Here is a 21,065-nt window from a genome sequence, read left to right as displayed (position 1 = left end):
ACGTTTTAAATATAGTTTAGAGCCTAAATCACAATAACGGTTTATGAAACACGTATTAATTATTGGTTTTGTTTGGCCAGAACCTAAATCTTCGGCTGCTGGAAGTCGCATGATGCAATTAATATATGCTTTTTTATCAAATGGCTATCAGGTCACATTTGCAAGTCCTTGTCAGAAAAATGAGAATGCTGTTAATCTTTCAGAAATTGATGTAAATCAAGTTGAAATAGCACTAAACAGCCCTAGCTTTGATGTTTTTATTAAAGAGCTTAAGCCGTCAATTGTTATGTTTGACCGTTTTACAATGGAAGAACAATTTGGTTGGAGAGTAGTTGAACATTGTCCCGATGCGTTGAGAATATTGGATACAGAAGATCTACATGGTTTACGAAAAGGTAGACAGCAGGCCTTTAAGGATGGTAAGTATTTTAGTAAGGAGTATTTATTCAACGATTTTTCTAAACGCGAAATAGCCAGTATTTACAGAAGCGATATAAGTTTGATTATTTCTGAAGCCGAAATGGAAATACTTCAAACAGAATTTAAAATAGATCAACAATTATTGTATTATTTGCCATTTATGTTAGATGAGGTTTCAGATGAAACTAAAAAGAAGCTGCCAAAGTTTGATGAACGAGAACACTTTATTAGTATTGGCAATTTTTTGCATGAACCCAATTACAATTCAGTGTTGTATTTAAAAGAAGTACTTTGGCCTTTATTAAAGAAAGAATTACCTGAAGCAGAATTACATATTTATGGTGCTTACGCTTCTCAAAGAGTAGATCAGTTCCATAATGAAAAGGAAGGATTTCTCATTAAAGGCTTTGCTAGTGATGTAAACCATGTCATGCAAAATGCCAAAGTATGTTTGGCGCCTTTACGTTTTGGTGCTGGTTTAAAAGGTAAACTTATCGATGCAATGCAAAACGGGACACCGTGTGTTACAACATCGGTTGGAGCAGAAGGTATGTTTGGTAATTTAGAGCCTAATGGCTTTACAGAAGATTCAACTGATGCTTTTGTGGAGAAAGCAGTAATATTATATAATAATCAAAACGTTTGGACAACCAAACAATCAAACGGTTTTGCAACTATTAAAAATCGCTTTAATAAAAAATATCTTGAATCAGAATTCATTAAAATAGTTGAAGAGCATAAGACCAATTTAAAAGTACATCGCTCAAATAATTTTATAGGTATGATGCTACATTTTCATACTATGCAAAGCACTAAATTCATGAGTAAATGGATAGAAGAAAAGAACAAATAATTAGAATATCATGATATCACTTAAATTAATATACTACATAATTTTATTAAACTTTTTTATCCTCTCATGTAAACAACAACCTAACTTACCTGATCCTTCGCAAGCAGGATGGAAAGGACATAAGGTTTGTGAAGTGCTAGAGGATAATGATAAAGTAAAAATTTTAAAATGCACATTTCCTTCAGGAATTGGTCACGAAAAGCATAGGCATAAACCACACTTTGGCTATACATTAGCAGGTAGTAAATTTAGAATGGTAGATAAACATGGAGTGAAAGAATTGGATGTTCCAACAGGTTATTCATTTTACAAAGATAGTGTCACGGTTCATGAAGCTTTGAATATTGGTGATAGCACTGCAGTTTTTTTAATTATTGAACCAAAATAAAAACTACATTAGGTTTTATTAATTAATCCCTATATCTTTAAAGGACTAACAACCAATAATTTATTTTAATGAAAGCCAACCAAACTTGGTCCAGAAGGGACTTTAGTAAAGCTGTTATTTCTGCCCAACTTCTTTTAGCTTCAGGGGCTTTTACACTTCCTTTAGCATGTGCCAAAACCAAAAACTCTGAAACGGATTCTGTTTTAGATAACTCACAACAAGAAACCTTGAAATTTGCAATGGATGAAATCATTCCAGCAAATAATAAAATGCCTTCCGCTTCAGAAGCAGGTGGTGTTACTTATATTCTGGTAATAGTTGCAGAGTTGCCAGATTTATTGCCTTTGTTTGAAGCTGTAATTGGCCAAATAGATGACATGAGTAATGATAATTTTTCTAAAATCAGTTCAGAAATACGAATTACTATTTTAAAAACATTAGAAGCTTCTAAACCAGAATTGTTTAAGGTTTTAAAAGATTTTACTTATGAGAGTTATTACACCAATGAAACTGTGTTTAAGTTGATAGGATATGAACTACATCCAACGGGAACTATGGGTCCAAAAATGGAACCATTTGATGACTCATTGCTTGATCGTGTAAAGAATTTACCACCAATGTATATTAAAATATAGAGCCTATGAAAAATGAAGATATTGATGTTTTAGTTATTGGTGCAGGAGCAGCTGGAGCTGCTTTGTCATGGAGTTTAACAGAAAAAGGGGCGAAAGTTGTTTGCTTGGAACAAGGTGGTTGGATCGATCCATCTACTTTTCCATCATTAAAACCGGATTATGAAACACATCTTACTAGATCTGGAGATTTTAGCCTTAGTCCAAATATGAGAAACCGTCCTGAAGATTATCCAGTAACAACTGCAGGAGAGAATCCTCCATTTATTATGATGTTTAATGCTGTTGGAGGCACCACTATTCATTGGCAAGGTCTCTTTTTCCGATTTAAACCTTCAGATTTTAAAGTAAAAACACTCAATGGTGTGGCAGATGACTGGCCAATTTCTTACGAAGAGTTAGAACCTTATTACGATTTTAATGATGCTATGATTGGTGTTTCTGGTTTAGCAGGTGACCCATCAAATCCGCCACGATCACCAAGACAAACACCTCCTTTACCACTTGGTAAAATGGGAAATAGCTTGGTGAAAGGTTTCGAAAAATTAGGCTGGCATTGGTGGGTAAATGACCAAGGTATCATTTCAAAAGCATATAAGGGCAGGTCACCATGTATGTTGCATGGCAAATGCATGTTTGGTTGCCCAATGGGAGCAAAAGCTACAACAGATAGGACCTATTGGCCATTAGCTATTGAAAAAGGTGCAGAAATAAGAACGTGGTCTCGTGTAAAAGAAGTGACAGTCGATAGAGAAGGCAAAGCCAAAGGTGCCATTTATTTTGATAAAGATGGTAATACACAAGAAGTGAATGCTAAAGTTGTAGTTGTGTGTTGTAATGGTGTTGGAACGCCTCGTTTATTGCTGAATTCAAAATCAAGTTTGTTTCCTGATGGATTGGGAAATACCAATGGTTTAGTAGGAAAAAATTTCATGGTCCATCCCAATTTATTTGTTAAAGGTATATTTGAAGATGTTATGGATAGCCATATTGGACCTATGGGAAGCCCTTTATTTAGTCATGAGTTTTATGAAACCGATGCGACTCGAGATTTTGTAAGAGGTTATATGTTATACGGAGAACGTACTTTTGGACCATTATCCCAATCAGGTAATATTCCTTGGGGAGAAAAACATCATGAAGCATTTAGTGAAATTTTTCCACATCAAGTTGGTCTTACCGTATTGGCTGATGACTTACCCGAATTAACCAACACAGTGACTTTAGATGATAAAGAAGTAGATTCAAATGGTATAGCGGCTGCAAAAGTGACCTATTCACTTTCGGAAAACTCAAAAAAGATGTTGGATCATGCGGCTAAAAAAGCAAAAGAAGCATTGGAAGCTGCTGGAGCAAAAAAAGTTGTGGTTCCATCTCCTGGAAATATGGCACATTTAATGGGAACAGCACGAATGGGAACATCTGAAAAGAATTCGGTTGTCGATTCGACACATCAAGTACATGGTGTACCAAACTTGTTTGTGGTTGATGGCAGCTCTTTTACAACTGGAGCTGGAGTGAATCCTACATCAACTATTATGGCTCTGGCCTTACGTGCTGCTGATAAGATTTGGGAGAGGAAGAGGGAATGGAATTAAATCTTTTATTATCTTGTGTTTTGCAGTATTTTAGTGTAGCCTGAAAAGCTTCTTCTGAACTGTATTTAAATTTGTAAAAGTATGTTGAAATTAGTTTTGTTGGACTTAAGACTATAGGGTAAATACTTTGTTTTAAAGAAGCAGGACGAAGGTTTAATATTCTTAAGTACCATAATACCCATAAGATTATCAAAATCATTGATAATGGAATCTTTATGTATTTTTTTTCTTGTACTAATTCATTAATTTGAGAAAAACTATCTGGAGCAAGATTATATTTTCCATGAATTTTCCCATCTTTTAAAATATTAAATATCAAATGATTAAAATCATCCTCATGTAATAACTGGATTTTATTTTGCTTCCATTGTTCCAATAAATATTTAGAATTTATTAATATTGAAATTGCACACCTTTTTTTGTTGAATGAAGGCCCGACAACTGAACAAATGCGTAAAGAAACTATGTTTAGATCTTTTCGAGTATTCGCGCCAAAATAGATACTTTCTACCATTTTTTTAATGATTCCATATCTGTAATTTCCAGGTCTCAATTCATGGTCTTCATTGAGCCACAAGGGATTGTCTTTGTGGCCTCCATATGCAGCGGCCGAACTTGAATAGATTAGTTGTTTAACCGAAGGAATTTTGTTGGAAATTTTTAAAACATTTTCTGAACCACCTACATCAATTTCCATTTCAGTTTTTCTGTTTCTTACACGGTTAAAAGTAGCCGCCAAATGAATGACATTTGAAGGTTGTTCCTTTTCAAAAATATTGTTCATTTTTTGCTCTTCTGTAATTGAGCATTTATAATATTTGAAATTATCGGATGAATGATCCATATGATTATTTGTGTCAATACCAATAACAGGTATATTTCTTGAAATTAAATGCTGCGTAATAACCTTTCCCAGATTGCCTGCAGCTCCAGTAATTAAGACTTTCATCACTAAAATTTTAATTAAACAATAATTTTAGATTTTATTTTAGAATCAATATTGGAAATTGACAATTTTTAAAATTAGAACTATAAGTTAATTTGAAAAATGATATAAATCATATTACATAATGATGGTAAATTGTAATTTCAAAGATTTATGAAATATTAATTTTTAAAAGTCATAACATCTAAATAATATCCGATTTCATCTTTCATAAATAATATTGGACATTAATTTTTGAATTATAAAATACATTTGGATAATTAGATTATAAAAGGAAGTATAATTTTATTAAATAAAATTATGAAAACTAATCAGTTGGAATTAATTAGTTGTCCCGAATGCAATTCAGTCCTAAAAATGCAAAAAAGCGACTCAAGCAATAATGAATTCATACTTAGTTGCGAGAATTGTTCAAAAGATTTTGAAGTAAATGAAAACTTTATTGACTTTATAGGAAGTCAAACAATGCCTTATAGCGGCACGTGGGAAAAAATCATCAGATCCTTATATGCCAAAGTATATACACCTGCCACTAATTTTATGTTCCTTCTTTGTGGCGGCGTAAATAATGCTAAAAAAGAGGTTCTGGAACATCTTGAAATAAAAGACAATCAAAAGATTTTGGAAACAGGTATTGGTGCTGGAGAAAATATCTATCTATTGAATAAAAAGGCTAATAATTTGGAATTTCATGGAAATGATATTCAAAATCAAATGTTGGTTCATTCTATTAAAAACCTTAAGAAATGGAACATTAAGGCGAATCTTTACAAATCAGATGCACTTTATTTACCATTTAAGGACGAATCATTTGATGTGGTTTTCCATTTGGGCTCCATTAACCTCTTTCCAGATAAAAAAAGAGCAATAGATGAAATGATAAGAGTCGCAAAACCAGGAACTAAAATTGTAATAGCTGATGAATCTCAAAAAGCCGCAAAACTTTTGAATTTTTTTACGGGTTCTAATGGAGATGTTGATCCTCCAGTCAGCTTAATTCCAAAAGAGATGACCGATCTTGATTTTAAAATAATATGGAGAGGTTATGGCTATTTGATTCAGTTTAGAAAACCAATTAAACCAATAAAAAAGGCAAAAAATAAATTGTATAAATCATATACGAATAGTCTTCATCTAATTTAAATTTAATGTTCAGCGATTGATGATCTTACAGTTTTCTACTGCTTCAACGCTATCAATATAATTGTTTGTAGCGAAAATTATGGTTTAGGTCTTAAGAGTAGCATTTAAGATTTGGCAACGAAGACAAGAATGGAGTTAAAAATCAGTAGAGTAATTATATTTTAAATTTATTGTGCATTCTCCTTTAAAAGCTCAAGGGCCTTTTCAATTCTTCTCAACACAACATATTTTAAGTCTCCCCATTTGAATTGAAGAACTTGAAGTCTTGAAGAAAGTAGATACTTTAATTTACCATCGGTACTTATTTTCTGTAATATAGTATTGGTAACCTCATCATCCCAGGAACCTATTTCGTCTTTTATTTGGTTTAAACTGAACAGATCTTGATATTCGTTAGAGACATGTTCATTAATTAAGGCTATTATTTCATTTTCTGTCATTGCATGGTCTGAAAGCCTCTTGGTACTCATAGAATAAGCTACGTTTAAATCATTTACTACCCATTTGGGTTTAATAATTGACAAAGTCCCATCATTCAGGGCACTCCTGTAAACATCATCTCTTGGGTTATAATGAACTTTGAAAGTGAATATGAAGTTTAGTGGTTCAATTGGAAAGCCCAATGAATCTGTTATGCTCAAAACACTATCCTTTTTAATTTCTTTGGTGTTGATTACATATTGAATAAGTTTTCGCTGATTTTCCATAATATTCAAGCGTTGTCCTGCATACCATTTTATGCCCTCTAATTCAGCTATTAAACTTTTTGAAAGCTCTGTAGCATCGAGTTGTTCTTTTCTTTCATTGTTCCAGTTGTTTACTTGAAGTGCTATTAAAATTCCAATAACCACAAGAATAATTTCGCCAATGGCATAAACAAGGTATTTACTGAACTTATTTTCAGTCAACAGGTGATGTCTAATTTTATTGAATAATTTTATCATTGGCATCGGCTGGTCACATAGAAGCGCAATAATTGGTTAATAAAAAGTTTTGTTTTTTACCTGTTAACGAAGTTCGGCTAATTTTTTTAGAAAGTCAAATGTCAGTTTAAACAGGTTAAAATTTTCAATCATTTTTTTTAAATCTATGAAAACATTCATTTAATCGTAAGACTACAAAATAAAAGTATTTATTTACTATTTTTAGCAATTCAATGCTTAAAACTGGTATAGGTTTGATAGGTAGGTATAGAAATGTACTCTCGATTTTTATTCTCTTTTGGTTTCAGTATGGAATTTCTCAAGCAAACATTCCACCAAATATTGAAGCCATTGGTGACCAGTTTTATTGTCCGTTAAGTCAAATAAATATCGTAACAGATTTTGATATAATCGATCCAGACGATACAGAGATTGAAGTATTGCATATCCAAATATCAACAGGTTATCAATCTGGTCAGGATCAACTTATACTTACAGGCTCACATCCAAACATACAAGCGTCTTGGGATATAACTCAAGGAAAGTTGACCTTAACAGGTATTGGAGGAGTACAAATGTTATATACAGATTTGATTGCTGCGGTAAAGGATGTTGTTTTTCAATCGTCTTCTACAATATTTACTGGAGATAGGTTTTTTTCGTTTAACATCGGTGACGCTAATTATTTGCCTTCAACAGGTCATTATTACGAATATGTTTCTGCGTATGGGATTACTTGGTATGATGCCTTGGCTGCTGCTGCTGGCAGAACGTATTATGGATTGCAAGGATATTTGGCGACTATAGGTTCTCAAGAAGAAGCAGACTTATCTGGTGAGCAAGCTGGAGGTGCAGGTTGGTTAGGAGGCACAGATGAGGAAACTGAAGGTGTCTGGAAATGGGTGACTGGACCAGAGGCAGGAACCATTTTTTGGAATGGAGGAATTAATGGGTCAACGCCTAACTATGCTAACTGGAATGTAGATAACTTTGGTAACCAGAATGAACCGAATAATTGTTGTGGTGGCGAGGATTATATTCATGTTACATTTAATGAAGGCCCTCCAGGAAAGTGGAACGATTTGCCCAACCAAGGAGGTGGAGGCAACTATTTTCCTCAAGGTTATATTGTTGAATATGGAGGTATGCCAGGCGATCCAGTTATAGATATATCTGCAAGCACAAAAATTACGGTACCATCGATTGGTTATGCCTCTGGAGATTCAAGATGTGGTTCAGGAATTGTTGACTTATTTGCATCTGCAAATGATGGAACAGTTTTTTGGTTTGATGCAGCCACAGGTGGAAATCAAGTAGGTACTGGAGATACTTTTACAACACCTGTTTTGAATGCTACTGCAACATATTACGCTTTAGCTTCTGTCAATGGATGTTTAGAAGGAGCTAGAACGCCAGTCATTGCTACTATTTATGATATTCCTCAAATTGATGCAATAACTGAAGATTTGGTTTGTTTTGGTGGTTCTGCGCAATTGTTTGCAACTGCAACCGCTGGAGGTATTGTACATTGGTATGAAAATCCTGTTGGTGGACCTATTATTGGAAATGGTGGAGCATTTTCTACACCAGTTTTAAGTGCTACAACTACTTATTATGTGGATGCAGAAGCAAATGGCTGTACAACAGCAACAAGAACTCCAGTAACAGCAACCATTCAACAAGTGGCAACACCAACAGCTAATTCACCACAAACATTCTGCGATATTGAGAATTCTAAAATTGAAGATTTAACGATTTCAGGAACAGATATTGCGTGGTATGATTCTGATACTGGAGGAACGGCATTGAATACCGCAAACCTGTTATTTACTCAAACGTATTATGCAACTCAAACCTTACAAGGATGTGAAAGCCCATTAAGAATGCCAGTTGATGTTATTGTTTATGAGACCATCGTTCCTCTTTTACCTTCTGAAATTCCTACAATTGCAACTTGTGATGATGCTTCAGATGGTAATGACGCTAATGGCTTTGTAAGTTTTGATCTATCAAGTAACGAAGGATATGTATTAAATGGCAGTTCAAATACAGAGTTCCAGATTAATTATTTTACTGATGATGCTTATACAAATCAAATACCTAATCCAAATGCATTTGTAAATACTATCCAAGATGGACAAACCATTTATGTAAGAATTGCAAATGTTCTTGATACGAGTTGTTATACTGAAACATCGTTTAATATTCAGGTAGACACTTTACCAACTATTCAATCAACCATTGCGTTTAAAAATTGTGATGAAGATGGAAATCCAGATGGGTTTACAGACTATAATCTTGAAGAAGCCAATGAGTTTATCACAAACGGAAACTCTTCAGATGTAGCTATAAGCTACCATTTAACTCAATCTGAAGCCAATTCAGGCATCAACATAATTAATCCATTCCCATTTAACAATTCTACGGCAAGTATAGTTTATGCAAGAGTTGAAAATAATTTAGGTTGTTTTAGAGTAGCTACAGTTAATTTGCAAGTTTCTACTACCTCATTTCCACAAGGATATAGTCAAGAACTTGAAACCTGCGATGACGACGATACTATAGATGGTCAACATGTTTTTGATTTGTCACAAGCATCTTCAGATTTTATTGCCCAATTTCCAACTGGGCAGAACTTAACCGTTCATTATTATAGAAATTTAACTGATGCGCAATTAGAACAAAACGAAATTTTTCCGCAAACCGACTACGTAAACGAAACACCTTTTTCACAGACTATTTATGTACGTGTTGAAAGTGATTATAATGGAGACTGCTTTGGAATTGGACCACATCTAACTTTAACAGTTCATCCAAGACCAGAATTTGAAGTAGACCAATCTGAAATCTTTTGTTTAAATGATGAACCTATTGTACTCATTACATTTAATCCTAATGATAATTATTCGTATGAGTGGACAGATTCTAGTGGATCGGTTGTGAGCAATTCGCCTACTGCAGTTGTAATGACAGGAGGAACCTATACAGTAATTGCAACCTCTAGTTTTGGTTGTGAGTCTTTTCCAGTAGAGTTTACGGTTGTAGAATCTTCCGTTGCAGATATTGGTAATGACGATGTAACGATTGTAGAACTTTCAGACAATAATTCAATAACCATAAACAATACCAATAATAATCTTGGTATTGGCGATTATGAATTTGCTATAGATGACATTTCTGGGCCATATCAGGACGAACCATTTTTTGATCATGTTGGAGCTGGAGAGCATATTATTTACGTACAGGACAAAAATGGTTGTGGTATTTCAGAGCTTGAGGTTTTTATAATGGGCTTCCCTAAATTCTTTACACCAAATAATGATGGCTATAACGATACCTGGAATGTAAAAGGCTTGAGTAATGAATATACACAAAGCTCAACAGTTCATATTTTTGATAGGTATGGTAAACTGATTAAGCAAATAAACCCAAGGGGCGAAGGCTGGAACGGTCTTTTTAATGGTGAAATGGTAAGAACTTCAGATTATTGGTTTGTTATAGAATTGGTGCATGTAAATGGTAATATATCTACCTATAGAGGTCATTTTAGCTTGGTAAGATAGTTTCTAAACTTTCATTAAATCAATAACTTCATGAATACCTTCAGTTGCTTTTTTAGCAATTACTGTAATTTGATGATCACTTCCTAAAGCTGGTTTTGGGTCAATATAAAAAATAGGTGTTTTAGCTTTTACATAATGCATTAAACTTGCTGCAGGATATACTTGCATAGAAGTACCAATAATTAACAATATATCTGCTTTTTCGCAGATACTCATGGCTTTTTCTATCATCGGTACGGCTTCACCAAACCATACAATATGTGGTCTTAATTGATAACCACGTTCACATAGATCTCCAAGGTTTAAGTCATTGGTCCAAGGTTGCACATCAAACTCATCATAAATACTTCTTGCTTTCAATAGTTCGCCATGTAAATGAATTATGTCTGTGCTTCCTGCGCGTTCATGCAAATCGTCAATATTCTGTGTAATGATTGTTACTTTATAGCTTCTCTCTAATTTTGCTAGCACTAGATGTGCAGAATTTGGTTCTACGGTAAGCAACTGACGTCGTCTTTGATTATAGAAATCAAGGACCAATTCTGGGTTTGTAGCAAATCCTTGTGGAGAAGCTACTTGCATCACATCATGACCTTCCCACAGACCATCTGCATCCCTAAATGTTTTGATGCCACTTTCAGCACTCATGCCAGCTCCTGTTAATACCACAATCTGTTTCATAATTACAAATTAGTGTTTTTAAATTAATTATCTTTAACTTAAAATCTAATACTGTTTATTATGAGAAGAAATATGGTAGGCTGGTTTGAAATACCAGTAAATAATATGGATAGAGCTCAAAAGTTTTATGAAGCTGTTTTTCAGGTTGAACTTAAGATTGTTGATTTTGGAGGTTTACTTATGGGTTGGTTTCCTGATAGAGGAGAAGTACCAGGTGCTCAAGGAACTCTAATAAAACAAGATTCTTATATACCTAGTCAAGAAGGAACATTAGTTTATTTTATAAGTGATGATGTACAAAATGAACTGGATAGGATAGAAGCAGCTGGAGGCAAAATTTATCAACCTAAAACACAAATTTCTCCAGAACATGGCTATATGGCTGCTTTTATTGATAGTGAAGGCAATAGAATTGCACTTCACTCAAGAAATTAATAGGTATTTATAGCTTTCCAGTTCTGGACCTACTCAAAATTTTGTATTCTTCATAGCATTCACTTATGGCATCAAGTATTTGAAGGTCATTGGCTGTTTGTACAAAATCTTTAGAATAATTACATTCTGTAATAATAAGGTCTAAATCAACACGATCAACTTGCAACAAAACCGTAAGCATTTCTCTGTCAAAACGAGTGGCAAGAATATTTCTAATCTCATCATCTTGCTTCATCTTTTTTAACTTATGCATTTCGTTGGGTTTTCGCCCAAACATATTATACAAGAAGTCTGCAGGATTAAATATAGAACCCAAAACTTTGGTTAACGCACTAGGCGTTCGAGATTCGTAACCAGTACTCGGTAATCCAGAAATACTGTAACGATATCCAGTATTTATAGGCACTTGTTTTATATCTACTTCAAGGTAACCCGTAAGTTTAAGCTGGTTTACAACGACTTCTTCCAGAGCAAATGCCAATTCTGTCAATTCAATTTTGGAGCTTCCAAATTTTATCCAGTCGTTAGTTACTCTAACTTTAATTGATTTAAAACCTAAATAAGAAAAGTGCAATGTATCATTGACCACAGCACGAATTTCAAATTCGCCATCAACATTGGTCGATGTTCCTCTAACTTGATTTAGATTAACAATATTAACACTTTCCAAAGGTGAATCGTCAGCAGCGTTTACAACAATTCCTTTTACCGTAGTCGGATCTTGCGCATAGCTAAAGGTCGAAACAATTAAAAAAGTAAGTAGGAGCAGTTCTTTTCTCATTCAAACGAATTAGGTTATAAAAGTAATAAACTAAACGTATAAAACCTTTTTTACTTATAATTTTGACTAAAAATTAACAAGAAAGCTTTTTAACGCCTAGATCTTCTTGGTCTTGACGTTCCTGAATTCCCAGAATTAAAATTGGCTTCTGAACGTCTAGATTTAGATGGGTTATTGCTTCTTCTTTCACTTCTATTTCCTGAACCACTTTGTTTTGAGTCAGAACGTCTATTGCTTCCTTTTCTGTCATCGCTACGTTTTCTAAAATCGTTTCGTTTTCCACCACGTCCTCTGTTTCTATCACGACCACCTTTGTTTTCAGTAATTTCTACATTTACAAAACGACCATTATATTTAAAATCTGAGAAGAAGTCTAAAACCTTTTGTTTTATTGCAGTTTCTGTGTTGAAGAACGAAAAACTATCTTTGACATCGACTTTAAAGACATCATCTTTACCTAGTTCTAACAATTCTCTTAAGAAATCTTTTAATTTCATCCAATCATAACCATCTTTTCGGCCAACATTAATGAAAAATCTAGTAGAATCGCTATCACTTATACTGTCTTTAGAACTGCTATGTTCAGCTTGAGCATTAAGGTCTTTAGCTTTCTGGTAATAATTGAAAAAACGTGTAAATTCTACCGAAAAGAATTTTTTAATCAATTCATCTTTACTAGTGTCTTCAAAAAGAGTATTGATGTCGTTAAGGTATTTATCTATCTCGTGGTTAATTTTGGTATCATGGACTTTATTGGCTAATGACATTAGTTGCACTTGACAGATTTCCATCCCATCAGGAATATCTTTTTTCTCAAATTGTTTTTTAATTATACGCTCAATGCTTTTTATTTTTCGCACTTCGCTTTTGGATACAATGACCATAGACACTCCTGTTTTACCAGCACGACCTGTACGACCACTTCTGTGTGTATAGGTTTCAATTTCGTCTGGTAATTGATAATTGATAACGTGAGTAATATCCTCTACATCAATACCACGAGCTGCAACATCTGTAGCAACAAGCATTTGTATTTGATTGTTTCTAAACGATTTCATGACCAAATCACGTTGATTCTGGCTTAAATCACCATGCAAAGCACCTGCATTATAACCATCATCAATAAGCTGTTCGGCCACTTTCTGTGTATCACGTTTAGTTCTGCAAAAAACAACAGAAAAAATGTCTGGATTAGCATCTGCCAAACGTTTTAAAGCCTGATATCTGTCACGAGAATTAACCAAATAATATTCATGAGATACCTGATCTGTACCTTCGTTTCTGTTTCCTACGGTAATTTCAATAGGATTACGCATGAATTTTTTTGCAATGGTAGAAACCTCTTTAGGCATGGTTGCAGAAAACAACCACGTGTTTTTATCTTCAGGAGTATGTGATAAAATAGAGGTGATGTCTTCATAAAATCCCATGTTTAGCATTTCGTCCGCTTCATCTAATACAGCATATTCTATTTTAGAAATATCAACCAAACGTCTGCTTATCATATCTTTCATACGACCAGGAGTTGCTACAATAATTTGTGCTCCTTTCTTTACATCTCTTGCTTGATCTGTAATGCTAGCGCCACCATAAATGGCAACAACGTTTAAGCCTTTGCAGTACTTACCGTACAATTTTATTTCGTTGGTGATCTGCATACAAAGCTCACGTGTAGGGGACAAGATGAGTCCTTGTGTAGTGCGACTATCAATATCAATTTTTTGTAACATTGGGAAACCAAAAGCAGCAGTTTTACCTGTTCCAGTTTGAGCCAATGCCACAAGGTCTTTTTCTTGTTCTAATAAAATAGGAATTGATTTTTCTTGTACTTCGCTTGGAGTTTCAAAACCCAAGTCTGTGATGGCTTGAAGCAATTCAGCCTCAAGTCCAAGTTGTTGGAATGTGTTCATTCTAATTTAAGTATTCGATTATGTTATGCGGTGTTACATAAGAAGCGAATCGACATACTTAACCTAAACTTCAGGTAACACATCCTCACCATGAGGAATTTAAAGCGGCAAAGATAGTGTTTTATTTGAGATTATATTATTAATTTAGGAAACCTATCTGGATTTTGTCGTTTGGGCGTGAAATCATTCACTTTATCGAAATTGCGCGTATTTGATAAAAATTAATGAAATAAATTTCTTACATTAATAATTCTTATACGCTTAAGATTAAGAAGATAAGAGTAAATTGCTTCCCAAAACTATTTTTTAATTACATCCCAGATTTACATAATTGGCTCATTTTGTCATGGTTTATATTATTAACTAATTACTAATTTAAAACCAACAAATTATGAAAAAACATGTATTATTTATTTCAATTTTGACATTAATCTTTTTCGGTTGTAGCAACAACGAATCAGAACCACTTCAAGAAACCCAACAAAGGGAATTTTATTCTAAAATGGTAAAAGATTTCATTGCAAGTGATGATTTCAAAAATTATTTTAATCATAATTTTAAAAATTCTAGTACTGCCCAAGCAAGATCTAGCAATTCTGGCGGCAATGGAAATGGCGTTTGGTTTATTGAGAATGCTGAAGGAGCATTTTGGAGTATTGGGATAAGGAATGATAATGATACACCTGATTTTCCAGATGATGATTTTACTGAAAAAGTAGTTTTTTTAGCAGGTAAACCTTCTGATATTAAGGTGTTTAAAAGTGGTTATGCAATGGCACAATCTTCCTCAAATAATGCATTTTGCTTTGTGATTGATTTTTCTGATTTCTCCTTTTTAGGTAATGATTGCTATGACAAAAAAGGGCATTTTAATATGAAGGTAAGTGGGAATTTAATGGTTGATGAAGCGCCTTGGGGAACATTTTATTTCATAGAATATGATTCAATTTTTCTGCATGCAAATAATATTACAATTAACAATGAATCAATTACCTATGATGAAGAAACTGGAGAGCCTTTATACTGTAATGGGGATGCCACAATTGAAAAATCAGTATCTCTTAAATTAATGGGCGACGGAGACGGTCCTCTTGAAGGTAGAATAGATATTGAATAATTTAAAAGTTATGTTTAAAACACCTCAAAAAATTGAGGTGTTTTTTATTTTACAAACTATTCAAAAAGTCCATTAGTTTTAAAATGGCTTTCCCTCTATGCCCAATATGATTTTTAAGCTCTAAATTCATTTCGGCAAACGTTAGATGTTGACCTAAAGGTTTAAAAATGGGATCATAACCAAAGCCATGCTCACCTTTCTTTTCATTGCTAATTTCACCTTTACAAATACCTATAAAACTATATTGCTTACCATTTAATTCTAGAGCAATCACAGTTTTGAATTGTGCATTGCGATTAGGCTTGTTTTCAAGTGCTTTTAGCAACTTATTTATGTTATCTTTGGCATTACGTTGTTCTCCAGCATAACGCGCAGAAAAAACACCTGGTTTACCATTTAAAGCCTCAACTTCAAGACCAGTATCGTCTGCAAAACAATCGTAACCATATTGCTTTTTAATATATTCTGCTTTTTGTTTGGCATTGCCTTCAATAGTGTTTTGTGTTTCTGGTACATCTTCTAAGCAACCAATGTCTTTTAAACTTAATAGTTTTATATGCGCTGGCATTAAAGCCTGAACTTCTTCAAGTTTATTCAGATTGTTGGTTGCAAAAACAAGTTGCATATTGGTATTTTTAGTTTATTTTTAGCTTTTAAAGAGATATCATGCAAAATAAATCTATCCAAATTTAGTTGTTTACTATTACATGGCTAATAAATATTTTCTAATCTTGCTGCTTTTATTTACTTCGTTTGCAGTAAAATCTCAAACCGAGAACAATTCCAAACGCTTGAGCTTTTTTGAAATAGTAGATTCCCTTTTTATAGACCACGATTTAAAAAACTACTCGGCAAGAGTCTTTTCTAATTATAAAGTAAAACAGTTTAGAATAATTAATGGTGATTTTAAATCAAGCTATGTCCCAAACAACAGGGTTGGTTTAGGATTTGGTTTTGCCAGTAGCAAAGTGCTCATTGATATAGCCTTTAATATTAAAACTGGAAAAAAGGAACCAACCAATAGGTTTGATGCTCAAGGGTCAATTATTTACAAAAATCATCACTATGTAAATGGTTATATACAGGTCTACAATGGATTTAATATTCGAAATAATTTTAACGAACCCAATGTGTTTAGGGATGATATAAAATCGAGAACGTTAGGGTTTAATTATTTATATGCTTTGTCTGAAATTGAATTTTCTTATTCATTATTAAAGGCTGGTTTAATTGAACCTGATAAAAAAGTTTATATCAACGGAGGGTTTGGAGTTTTTATGATGTTTGATTATTTTTCTTCAAATAGTTCTGTATTACCTGAAAATGGTTTGTTGTACTTCAATGAGCAGGCAGATATTAAAAGGTATAATCAACGAGCTGTTGGGATTTTGGGAGGGTTTTTATCTGCCTTTGTTCTTCCAGAAAATTTTATAGCCACTTTCAACATCATGCCTGGTATTGCTTTAGTAAACAAAACAGTAACCCTGCAAGACGGAGGTTATAAACCTTCTAATCCTATCCTGTATAAGTTAGACATTGATTTAGCCTTAAGTTATAATGTAGAACGTTACTATATAAATTTGACTTATGGAACGGGGATTTACTCTACAGATTTAGATTTTAATAACAAGTATCGTTTTAATTTAACTATGGCAAAACTAGCGTTTGGATATAAGTTGAAAATTTAGGTTTAAGGAAGAATTAGGTTATAATGGCGTTCACCCTAATGCTTTGGGGTATTCACTAATGGAATTTCTGGTTGAAGAAGGAAATAAAATGGCTTTAGTTAAGAATTAAGCTAGTTTTATGATTTTTCATTATCTTACTTAAATTAACCAACCAAGAATAAAATGCAAAAATTTAATTCTCCACTTGAGGCTTTTCTGTATTGGGAAGCAAATACACCAAAACGTATTTTTTTAAATCAGCCAGTTAATGGCGAATTGATTTCATATTCTTTTGCAAAAGCAGGAGAGGAAATTCGTAAAATGGCCTATGCTTTACAGTCTTTTAACTTTCCAAAGAATAGCCATATTGCATTAATTTCTAAAAATTGCGCACATTGGATTATGTCTGATTTAGCCATTATGATGGCAGGTCATGTATCTGTTCCTATTTATCCAACACTCAATGCAGACGGAATTAATCAAATTTTGGTGCATAGTAATTCCAAAGCAATTATTATAGGAAAGCTTGATAATTACAAATCTCAAAAATCAGGTATTCCAGACATACCTAAAATTAGTGTGAGCCTATATGGGGTTAAAGAAGAAAGAACTTGGGAAGACATTGTTTTAAAAGGCAAGAGACTAGAACAATTTGAAATTCAAAAGCCCAACGATTTAATCACGATTATTTATACATCTGGAACTACAGGAAACCCTAAAGGTGTGATGCACAATGTTAACAATTTTATGGTAACAGTAAATACAGGAATCTCAATGTTTTCTTTACCAAACCAGATTAGACTTTTTTCTTACTTGCCATTGGCCCATGTCGCTGAACGCTTGTTAACAGGAGCTGTTGGTATAGTTACTGGATCAGAATTTTATTTTCCGGAATCTTTAGAAACTTTTGCTTCAGATTTAGAAGGTTGTCAGCCCTATTTATTCTTTGCTGTGCCAAGAATATGGACCAAATTTCAGGAAAAGATTTTAAGTAACATTCCACAGAAAAAATTAAATGTTTTATTGTCAATTCCTGTTGTAAATAATTTGATAAAAAAGAAATTGAAACAAAAATTAGGATTGAGTAACGCTAAAATTATTGTTTCTGGTGCCGCGCCTTTATCAGCCAGTTTAATTAAGTGGTATCAAAGAATAGGTGTCACTATCTTACAAGGCTATGGTATGACAGAAGATTGCATAATTTCTCATGCCAACTTACCTCATGCCAATAGAATTGGTACAGTAGGAAAAGCTGCTCCAGGTGCCAAAATAAAATTGTCTCCAGAAGGAGAAATATGTATAAAAAATAACTGCCTCATGTTAGGTTATTATAAGGCTCCAGAAATTACAGATTCAGTTTTTGATGAAGAAGGTTATTTTAAAACAGGTGATGTTGGAGAATATGATCATGATGGATTTCTAACCATTACCGGACGCGTAAAAGATAAATTCAAAACAGATAAAGGGAAATATATTTCTCCAGCACCTTTAGAGCTTGCTATGTCTAAAAACACTGACATTGAGCAAATATGCATTGTTGGCACAGGAATACCTCAACCTATTGCTTTAATAACCTTATCTGAATTAGGAAGAGCAAAATCTAAAGAAGATCTATGTACTGGTCTAATAGAAACGGTTTATCAAGTAAATCCAAGTTTTGAAAAGCACGAAAAAATTGAAAAAGTGGTCATTATGAAGGAAGATTGGAATGTAGATAATGGATTGACAACTCCAACTTTAAAAGTAAAACGAAATGCTATAGAAAGAATTCATCAGCCTTATTATAAAAAATGGTTTGAAATGGAAGATAAAGTGATTATTGAATAACATTTTGGTAGACTTGAATTTAATTTGGCATTTGTTAAAATTTATAAATTTCCATTTCATTTTTTTTGAAGTCTTATCTTTACAGCTATTATAAAAATCTTATCAATGAAAATTACTTTATACACCTTTGTGTTGAGTCTATTTATGTTCAATTGTGCGAAAAATGAGCCTATGGCAAGAGCAGAACTATCAGCCGATAACCCATTTAATGTTTCTTTGAATGAACCATACGATTATGCTAACGTAACAGGAGACGATATAGAAGAATATGTGAATGTCAATATAAAAAATGCAAAACAAGACATAGAAGACATTAAAAATCTTAAAGACATTAATTTTGAAAACACGTTTGTTGTTTTTGATAAAATTCAGAATAGTTTAAGTAAAGCATATAGTAATGCACACATGTTCTTTTGGGTGTCGACCGACTCGGTTGCAAGAGCGAAAGGTTTAGAAGGTTTTCAAAAGATTTCGCCATTATTTACAGATGTGTATTCAGATAAATTATTATTTAATCAATTTAAAAAATTTGTTGAATCTGAAAACTATAATCAATTATCTAGTCATAGAAAATTATTGGTTGATGACATAATGGAAAATTTTGAACTTTCTGGAGTTAACTTGGATGAAGAAAGTCTCAAAAAGTTTAAAAAACTGAACGAAGAAATTAATGAGCTTACATCGCAATATTCAACCAATATGAATACTGCCAATCTCTTACTCGCTTTAGATGAGGCAGGAGCTGAAGGTCTTCCAGAAAATTTTAAAGCTCAATATAAAACTGAAGATGGAACTTATGAAATTCCTGTTCAACCTGCATCAAGTGGTCCAGTTTTGAATAATGCTAAATTAGAAGATACAAGAAAGAAATATGCCACATTATATGCAAATAGAGCCAAAGACTCAAACTTGATTATTTTAGATTCCTTGGTGAGTAGGCGATATCAGATAGGAAAAATAATGGGATTTGATTCTTATGCAGCTTATAATTTAAAACCAAAAATGGCTAAAGACCCTGTGACTGTTTGGAATTTTATTAATGACTTAATTTCAAAATCAAAAGAAAAAGCCATTGCAGATGTGGAGGTTCTTAAATCACAACGCAATAAAATAATTGGAAAACAATCAAATGCTGATTTAAACCCATGGGATATTGGTTACTATAACAACGAAATTTTAAAAAATGAATACAACGTTGATCATGAGAGAATAAGAGAATATCTGCCAATGGAATCTTGTTTAACAGGAATGTTTGATTTGTATCAAGAACTATTAGGATTAGAATTTAAAAAAGTTGAAAATCCATCAGTCTGGCATGAAGATGTTGAAATGTATGAAGTTTTTGACGGCAATAAATTAAAAGGGCAGTTTTATTTAGATTTATTCCCAAGACCATATAAAGAATCATGGTTCTATGGTGTGCCTTTAACATCTGGAAGAATGACTACAGAAGGTTACGAAGTCCCCGTATGTATGCTTTTAGGTAATTTTACCAAACCAACAGAAGAACTGCCTTCATTGTTAAGTCATAGTGAATTGAACACTCTATTTCACGAGTTTGGACATGTCATGGATAAGATGGCTTATGAAGGAGAGTTTAGCTCTCAATCAAACTCAAAAACAGATTTTACAGAAGCCATGTCTCAAATTTTTGAGAACTGGATTTTAGATTATGAGGTCTTAAGCTCTTTTGGTAAGCATTTTGAAACAGGAGAGGTTTTTCCTAAAGAATTATTTGATAATATGATTAAGGCAAAAACTGTATCTTCAGGATTATCATCGCAAAGGCAGTTACGTAATTGCTTATACGATATGAATTTGTATGATAGATACAATCCTGATAATCCAATAGATACTGACCAATTATGGAAAGATATTGATCAAAATATGGGAGTATTGAATAGACACATCGAAGGAACGCACCCACAAGCGAGCTGGATTCATATTAACACACATCCTGTTTACATGTATGGCTATTTATGGTCTGAAGTCTATGCACAAGACATGTTTACCGTATTTGAGAAAAATGGGTTAAGAGATAAAGAAACAGGTGTTAGATATAGAAAATTAATTCTTGCAAACGGAAGTCAAAGAGATATTGTAGAAGCAGTTAAAGAATTTTTAGGAAGACCTTCTAATAATGAAGCTTATATAAAAAGTTTGGGTTTGGAATAGATAGAA

Annotated in this window: 17 protein-coding genes; 11 read left to right on the top strand and 6 right to left on the bottom strand. The window is 33.2% G+C overall.

Features of this window, described 5'->3' with window-relative positions; translation table 11 throughout:
• Positions 1-43 precede the first annotated feature (43 nt).
• The 4 genes from AAFP94_RS09610 (at position 44) to AAFP94_RS09595 (ending at position 3,891) form a co-directional block, all read left to right on the top strand.
• Entirely contained in the window at positions 44-1,273 is a 1,230-nt protein-coding gene (locus AAFP94_RS09610) for a glycosyltransferase (RefSeq protein WP_316662443.1), read from the top strand.
• Positions 1,274-1,283: 10 nt separating this feature from the next.
• The gene (locus AAFP94_RS09605; RefSeq protein ID WP_316662442.1) at positions 1,284-1,661 is read left to right on the top strand and encodes a cupin domain-containing protein; all 378 of its coding nucleotides are present in this window, start codon (positions 1,284-1,286) and stop codon (positions 1,659-1,661) included.
• A gap of 68 nt (positions 1,662-1,729) precedes the next feature.
• Positions 1,730-2,296, top strand: a complete 567-nt coding sequence (locus AAFP94_RS09600) for a gluconate 2-dehydrogenase subunit 3 family protein (protein WP_316662441.1) — start codon at positions 1,730-1,732, stop codon at positions 2,294-2,296.
• Between the two features lie 5 nt (positions 2,297-2,301).
• The gene (locus AAFP94_RS09595; RefSeq protein ID WP_316662440.1) at positions 2,302-3,891 is read left to right on the top strand and encodes a GMC family oxidoreductase; all 1,590 of its coding nucleotides are present in this window, start codon (positions 2,302-2,304) and stop codon (positions 3,889-3,891) included.
• On the opposite strand, the gene AAFP94_RS09590 is transcribed toward AAFP94_RS09595, so the two are convergent.
• Positions 3,830-4,840, bottom strand: a complete 1,011-nt coding sequence (locus AAFP94_RS09590; protein ID WP_316662438.1) for an NAD-dependent epimerase/dehydratase family protein — start codon at positions 4,838-4,840, stop codon at positions 3,830-3,832. The genes AAFP94_RS09595 and AAFP94_RS09590 overlap by 62 nt on opposite strands.
• Positions 4,841-5,194: 354 nt before the next feature.
• Here AAFP94_RS09590 and AAFP94_RS09585 point away from each other — a divergent pair, with 354 nt between their 5' ends.
• Entirely contained in the window at positions 5,195-5,980 is a 786-nt protein-coding gene (locus AAFP94_RS09585) for a class I SAM-dependent methyltransferase (protein WP_316662436.1), read from the top strand.
• Between the two features lie 167 nt (positions 5,981-6,147).
• Here the strand turns inward: AAFP94_RS09585 and AAFP94_RS09580 are convergent, their stop codons facing one another.
• Positions 6,148-6,924 (bottom strand): DUF6090 family protein, encoded by a 777-nt coding sequence (locus tag AAFP94_RS09580; RefSeq protein WP_316662433.1) that lies wholly within the window; start codon positions 6,922-6,924, stop codon positions 6,148-6,150.
• A gap of 212 nt (positions 6,925-7,136) precedes the next feature.
• Here AAFP94_RS09580 and AAFP94_RS09575 point away from each other — a divergent pair, with 212 nt between their 5' ends.
• Entirely contained in the window at positions 7,137-10,466 is a 3,330-nt protein-coding gene (locus tag AAFP94_RS09575; RefSeq protein ID WP_316662431.1) for an Ig-like domain-containing protein, read from the top strand.
• A 3-nt stretch (positions 10,467-10,469) separates the two neighbouring features.
• Here AAFP94_RS09575 and AAFP94_RS09570 read toward each other — a convergent pair whose 3' ends face one another.
• Positions 10,470-11,147 (bottom strand): SIR2 family NAD-dependent protein deacylase, encoded by a 678-nt coding sequence (locus AAFP94_RS09570; RefSeq protein WP_316662430.1) that lies wholly within the window; start codon positions 11,145-11,147, stop codon positions 10,470-10,472.
• Positions 11,148-11,207: 60 nt separating this feature from the next.
• On the opposite strand from AAFP94_RS09570, the gene AAFP94_RS09565 reads away from it, so the two are divergent.
• Positions 11,208-11,582 (top strand): VOC family protein, encoded by a 375-nt coding sequence (locus tag AAFP94_RS09565; protein ID WP_316662428.1) that lies wholly within the window; start codon positions 11,208-11,210, stop codon positions 11,580-11,582.
• Between the two features lie 7 nt (positions 11,583-11,589).
• On the opposite strand, the gene AAFP94_RS09560 is transcribed toward AAFP94_RS09565, so the two are convergent.
• Together AAFP94_RS09560 and AAFP94_RS09555 are read right to left on the bottom strand one after the other, a co-directional pair.
• Positions 11,590-12,363 carry a carboxypeptidase-like regulatory domain-containing protein gene (locus tag AAFP94_RS09560; RefSeq protein ID WP_316662427.1) on the bottom strand — a complete coding sequence of 258 codons (774 nt, stop codon included), beginning with the start codon at positions 12,361-12,363 and terminating at the stop codon, positions 11,590-11,592.
• Between the two features lie 89 nt (positions 12,364-12,452).
• Positions 12,453-14,273, bottom strand: a complete 1,821-nt coding sequence (locus tag AAFP94_RS09555) for a DEAD/DEAH box helicase (protein WP_316662426.1) — start codon at positions 14,271-14,273, stop codon at positions 12,453-12,455.
• Between the two features lie 391 nt (positions 14,274-14,664).
• On the opposite strand from AAFP94_RS09555, the gene AAFP94_RS09550 reads away from it, so the two are divergent.
• Positions 14,665-15,390, top strand: a complete 726-nt coding sequence (locus AAFP94_RS09550; RefSeq protein WP_316662424.1) for a hypothetical protein — start codon at positions 14,665-14,667, stop codon at positions 15,388-15,390.
• A gap of 49 nt (positions 15,391-15,439) precedes the next feature.
• On the opposite strand, the gene AAFP94_RS09545 is transcribed toward AAFP94_RS09550, so the two are convergent.
• Positions 15,440-16,015, bottom strand: a complete 576-nt coding sequence (locus AAFP94_RS09545; RefSeq protein ID WP_316662423.1) for a non-canonical purine NTP diphosphatase — start codon at positions 16,013-16,015, stop codon at positions 15,440-15,442.
• Positions 16,016-16,121: 106 nt separating this feature from the next.
• On the opposite strand from AAFP94_RS09545, the gene AAFP94_RS09540 reads away from it, so the two are divergent.
• The 3 genes from AAFP94_RS09540 to AAFP94_RS09530 all read left to right on the top strand — a co-directional run bounded on the left by AAFP94_RS09540 (position 16,122) and on the right by AAFP94_RS09530 (position 21,059).
• Positions 16,122-17,078 (top strand): DUF4421 family protein, encoded by a 957-nt coding sequence (locus tag AAFP94_RS09540; protein ID WP_316662421.1) that lies wholly within the window; start codon positions 16,122-16,124, stop codon positions 17,076-17,078.
• Between the two features lie 162 nt (positions 17,079-17,240).
• Positions 17,241-18,884, top strand: coding sequence for an AMP-binding protein (locus tag AAFP94_RS09535; protein ID WP_316662420.1), 1,644 nt, complete (start codon positions 17,241-17,243; stop codon positions 18,882-18,884).
• Positions 18,885-18,989: 105 nt separating this feature from the next.
• Positions 18,990-21,059: a M3 family metallopeptidase gene (locus AAFP94_RS09530; protein ID WP_316662418.1), complete on the top strand. Its 2,070-nt coding sequence runs from the start codon at positions 18,990-18,992 to the stop codon at positions 21,057-21,059.
• Positions 21,060-21,065: the final 6 nt, after the last annotated feature.

This window comes from Gilvirhabdus luticola (assembly GCF_040117515.1).
GTDB classification, from domain to species: Bacteria; Bacteroidota; Bacteroidia; order Flavobacteriales; family Flavobacteriaceae; genus Gilvirhabdus; species Gilvirhabdus luticola.
Note: the sequence above shows the minus strand (reverse complement) of the source record. Positions and strands in the feature narration are given on the sequence as shown.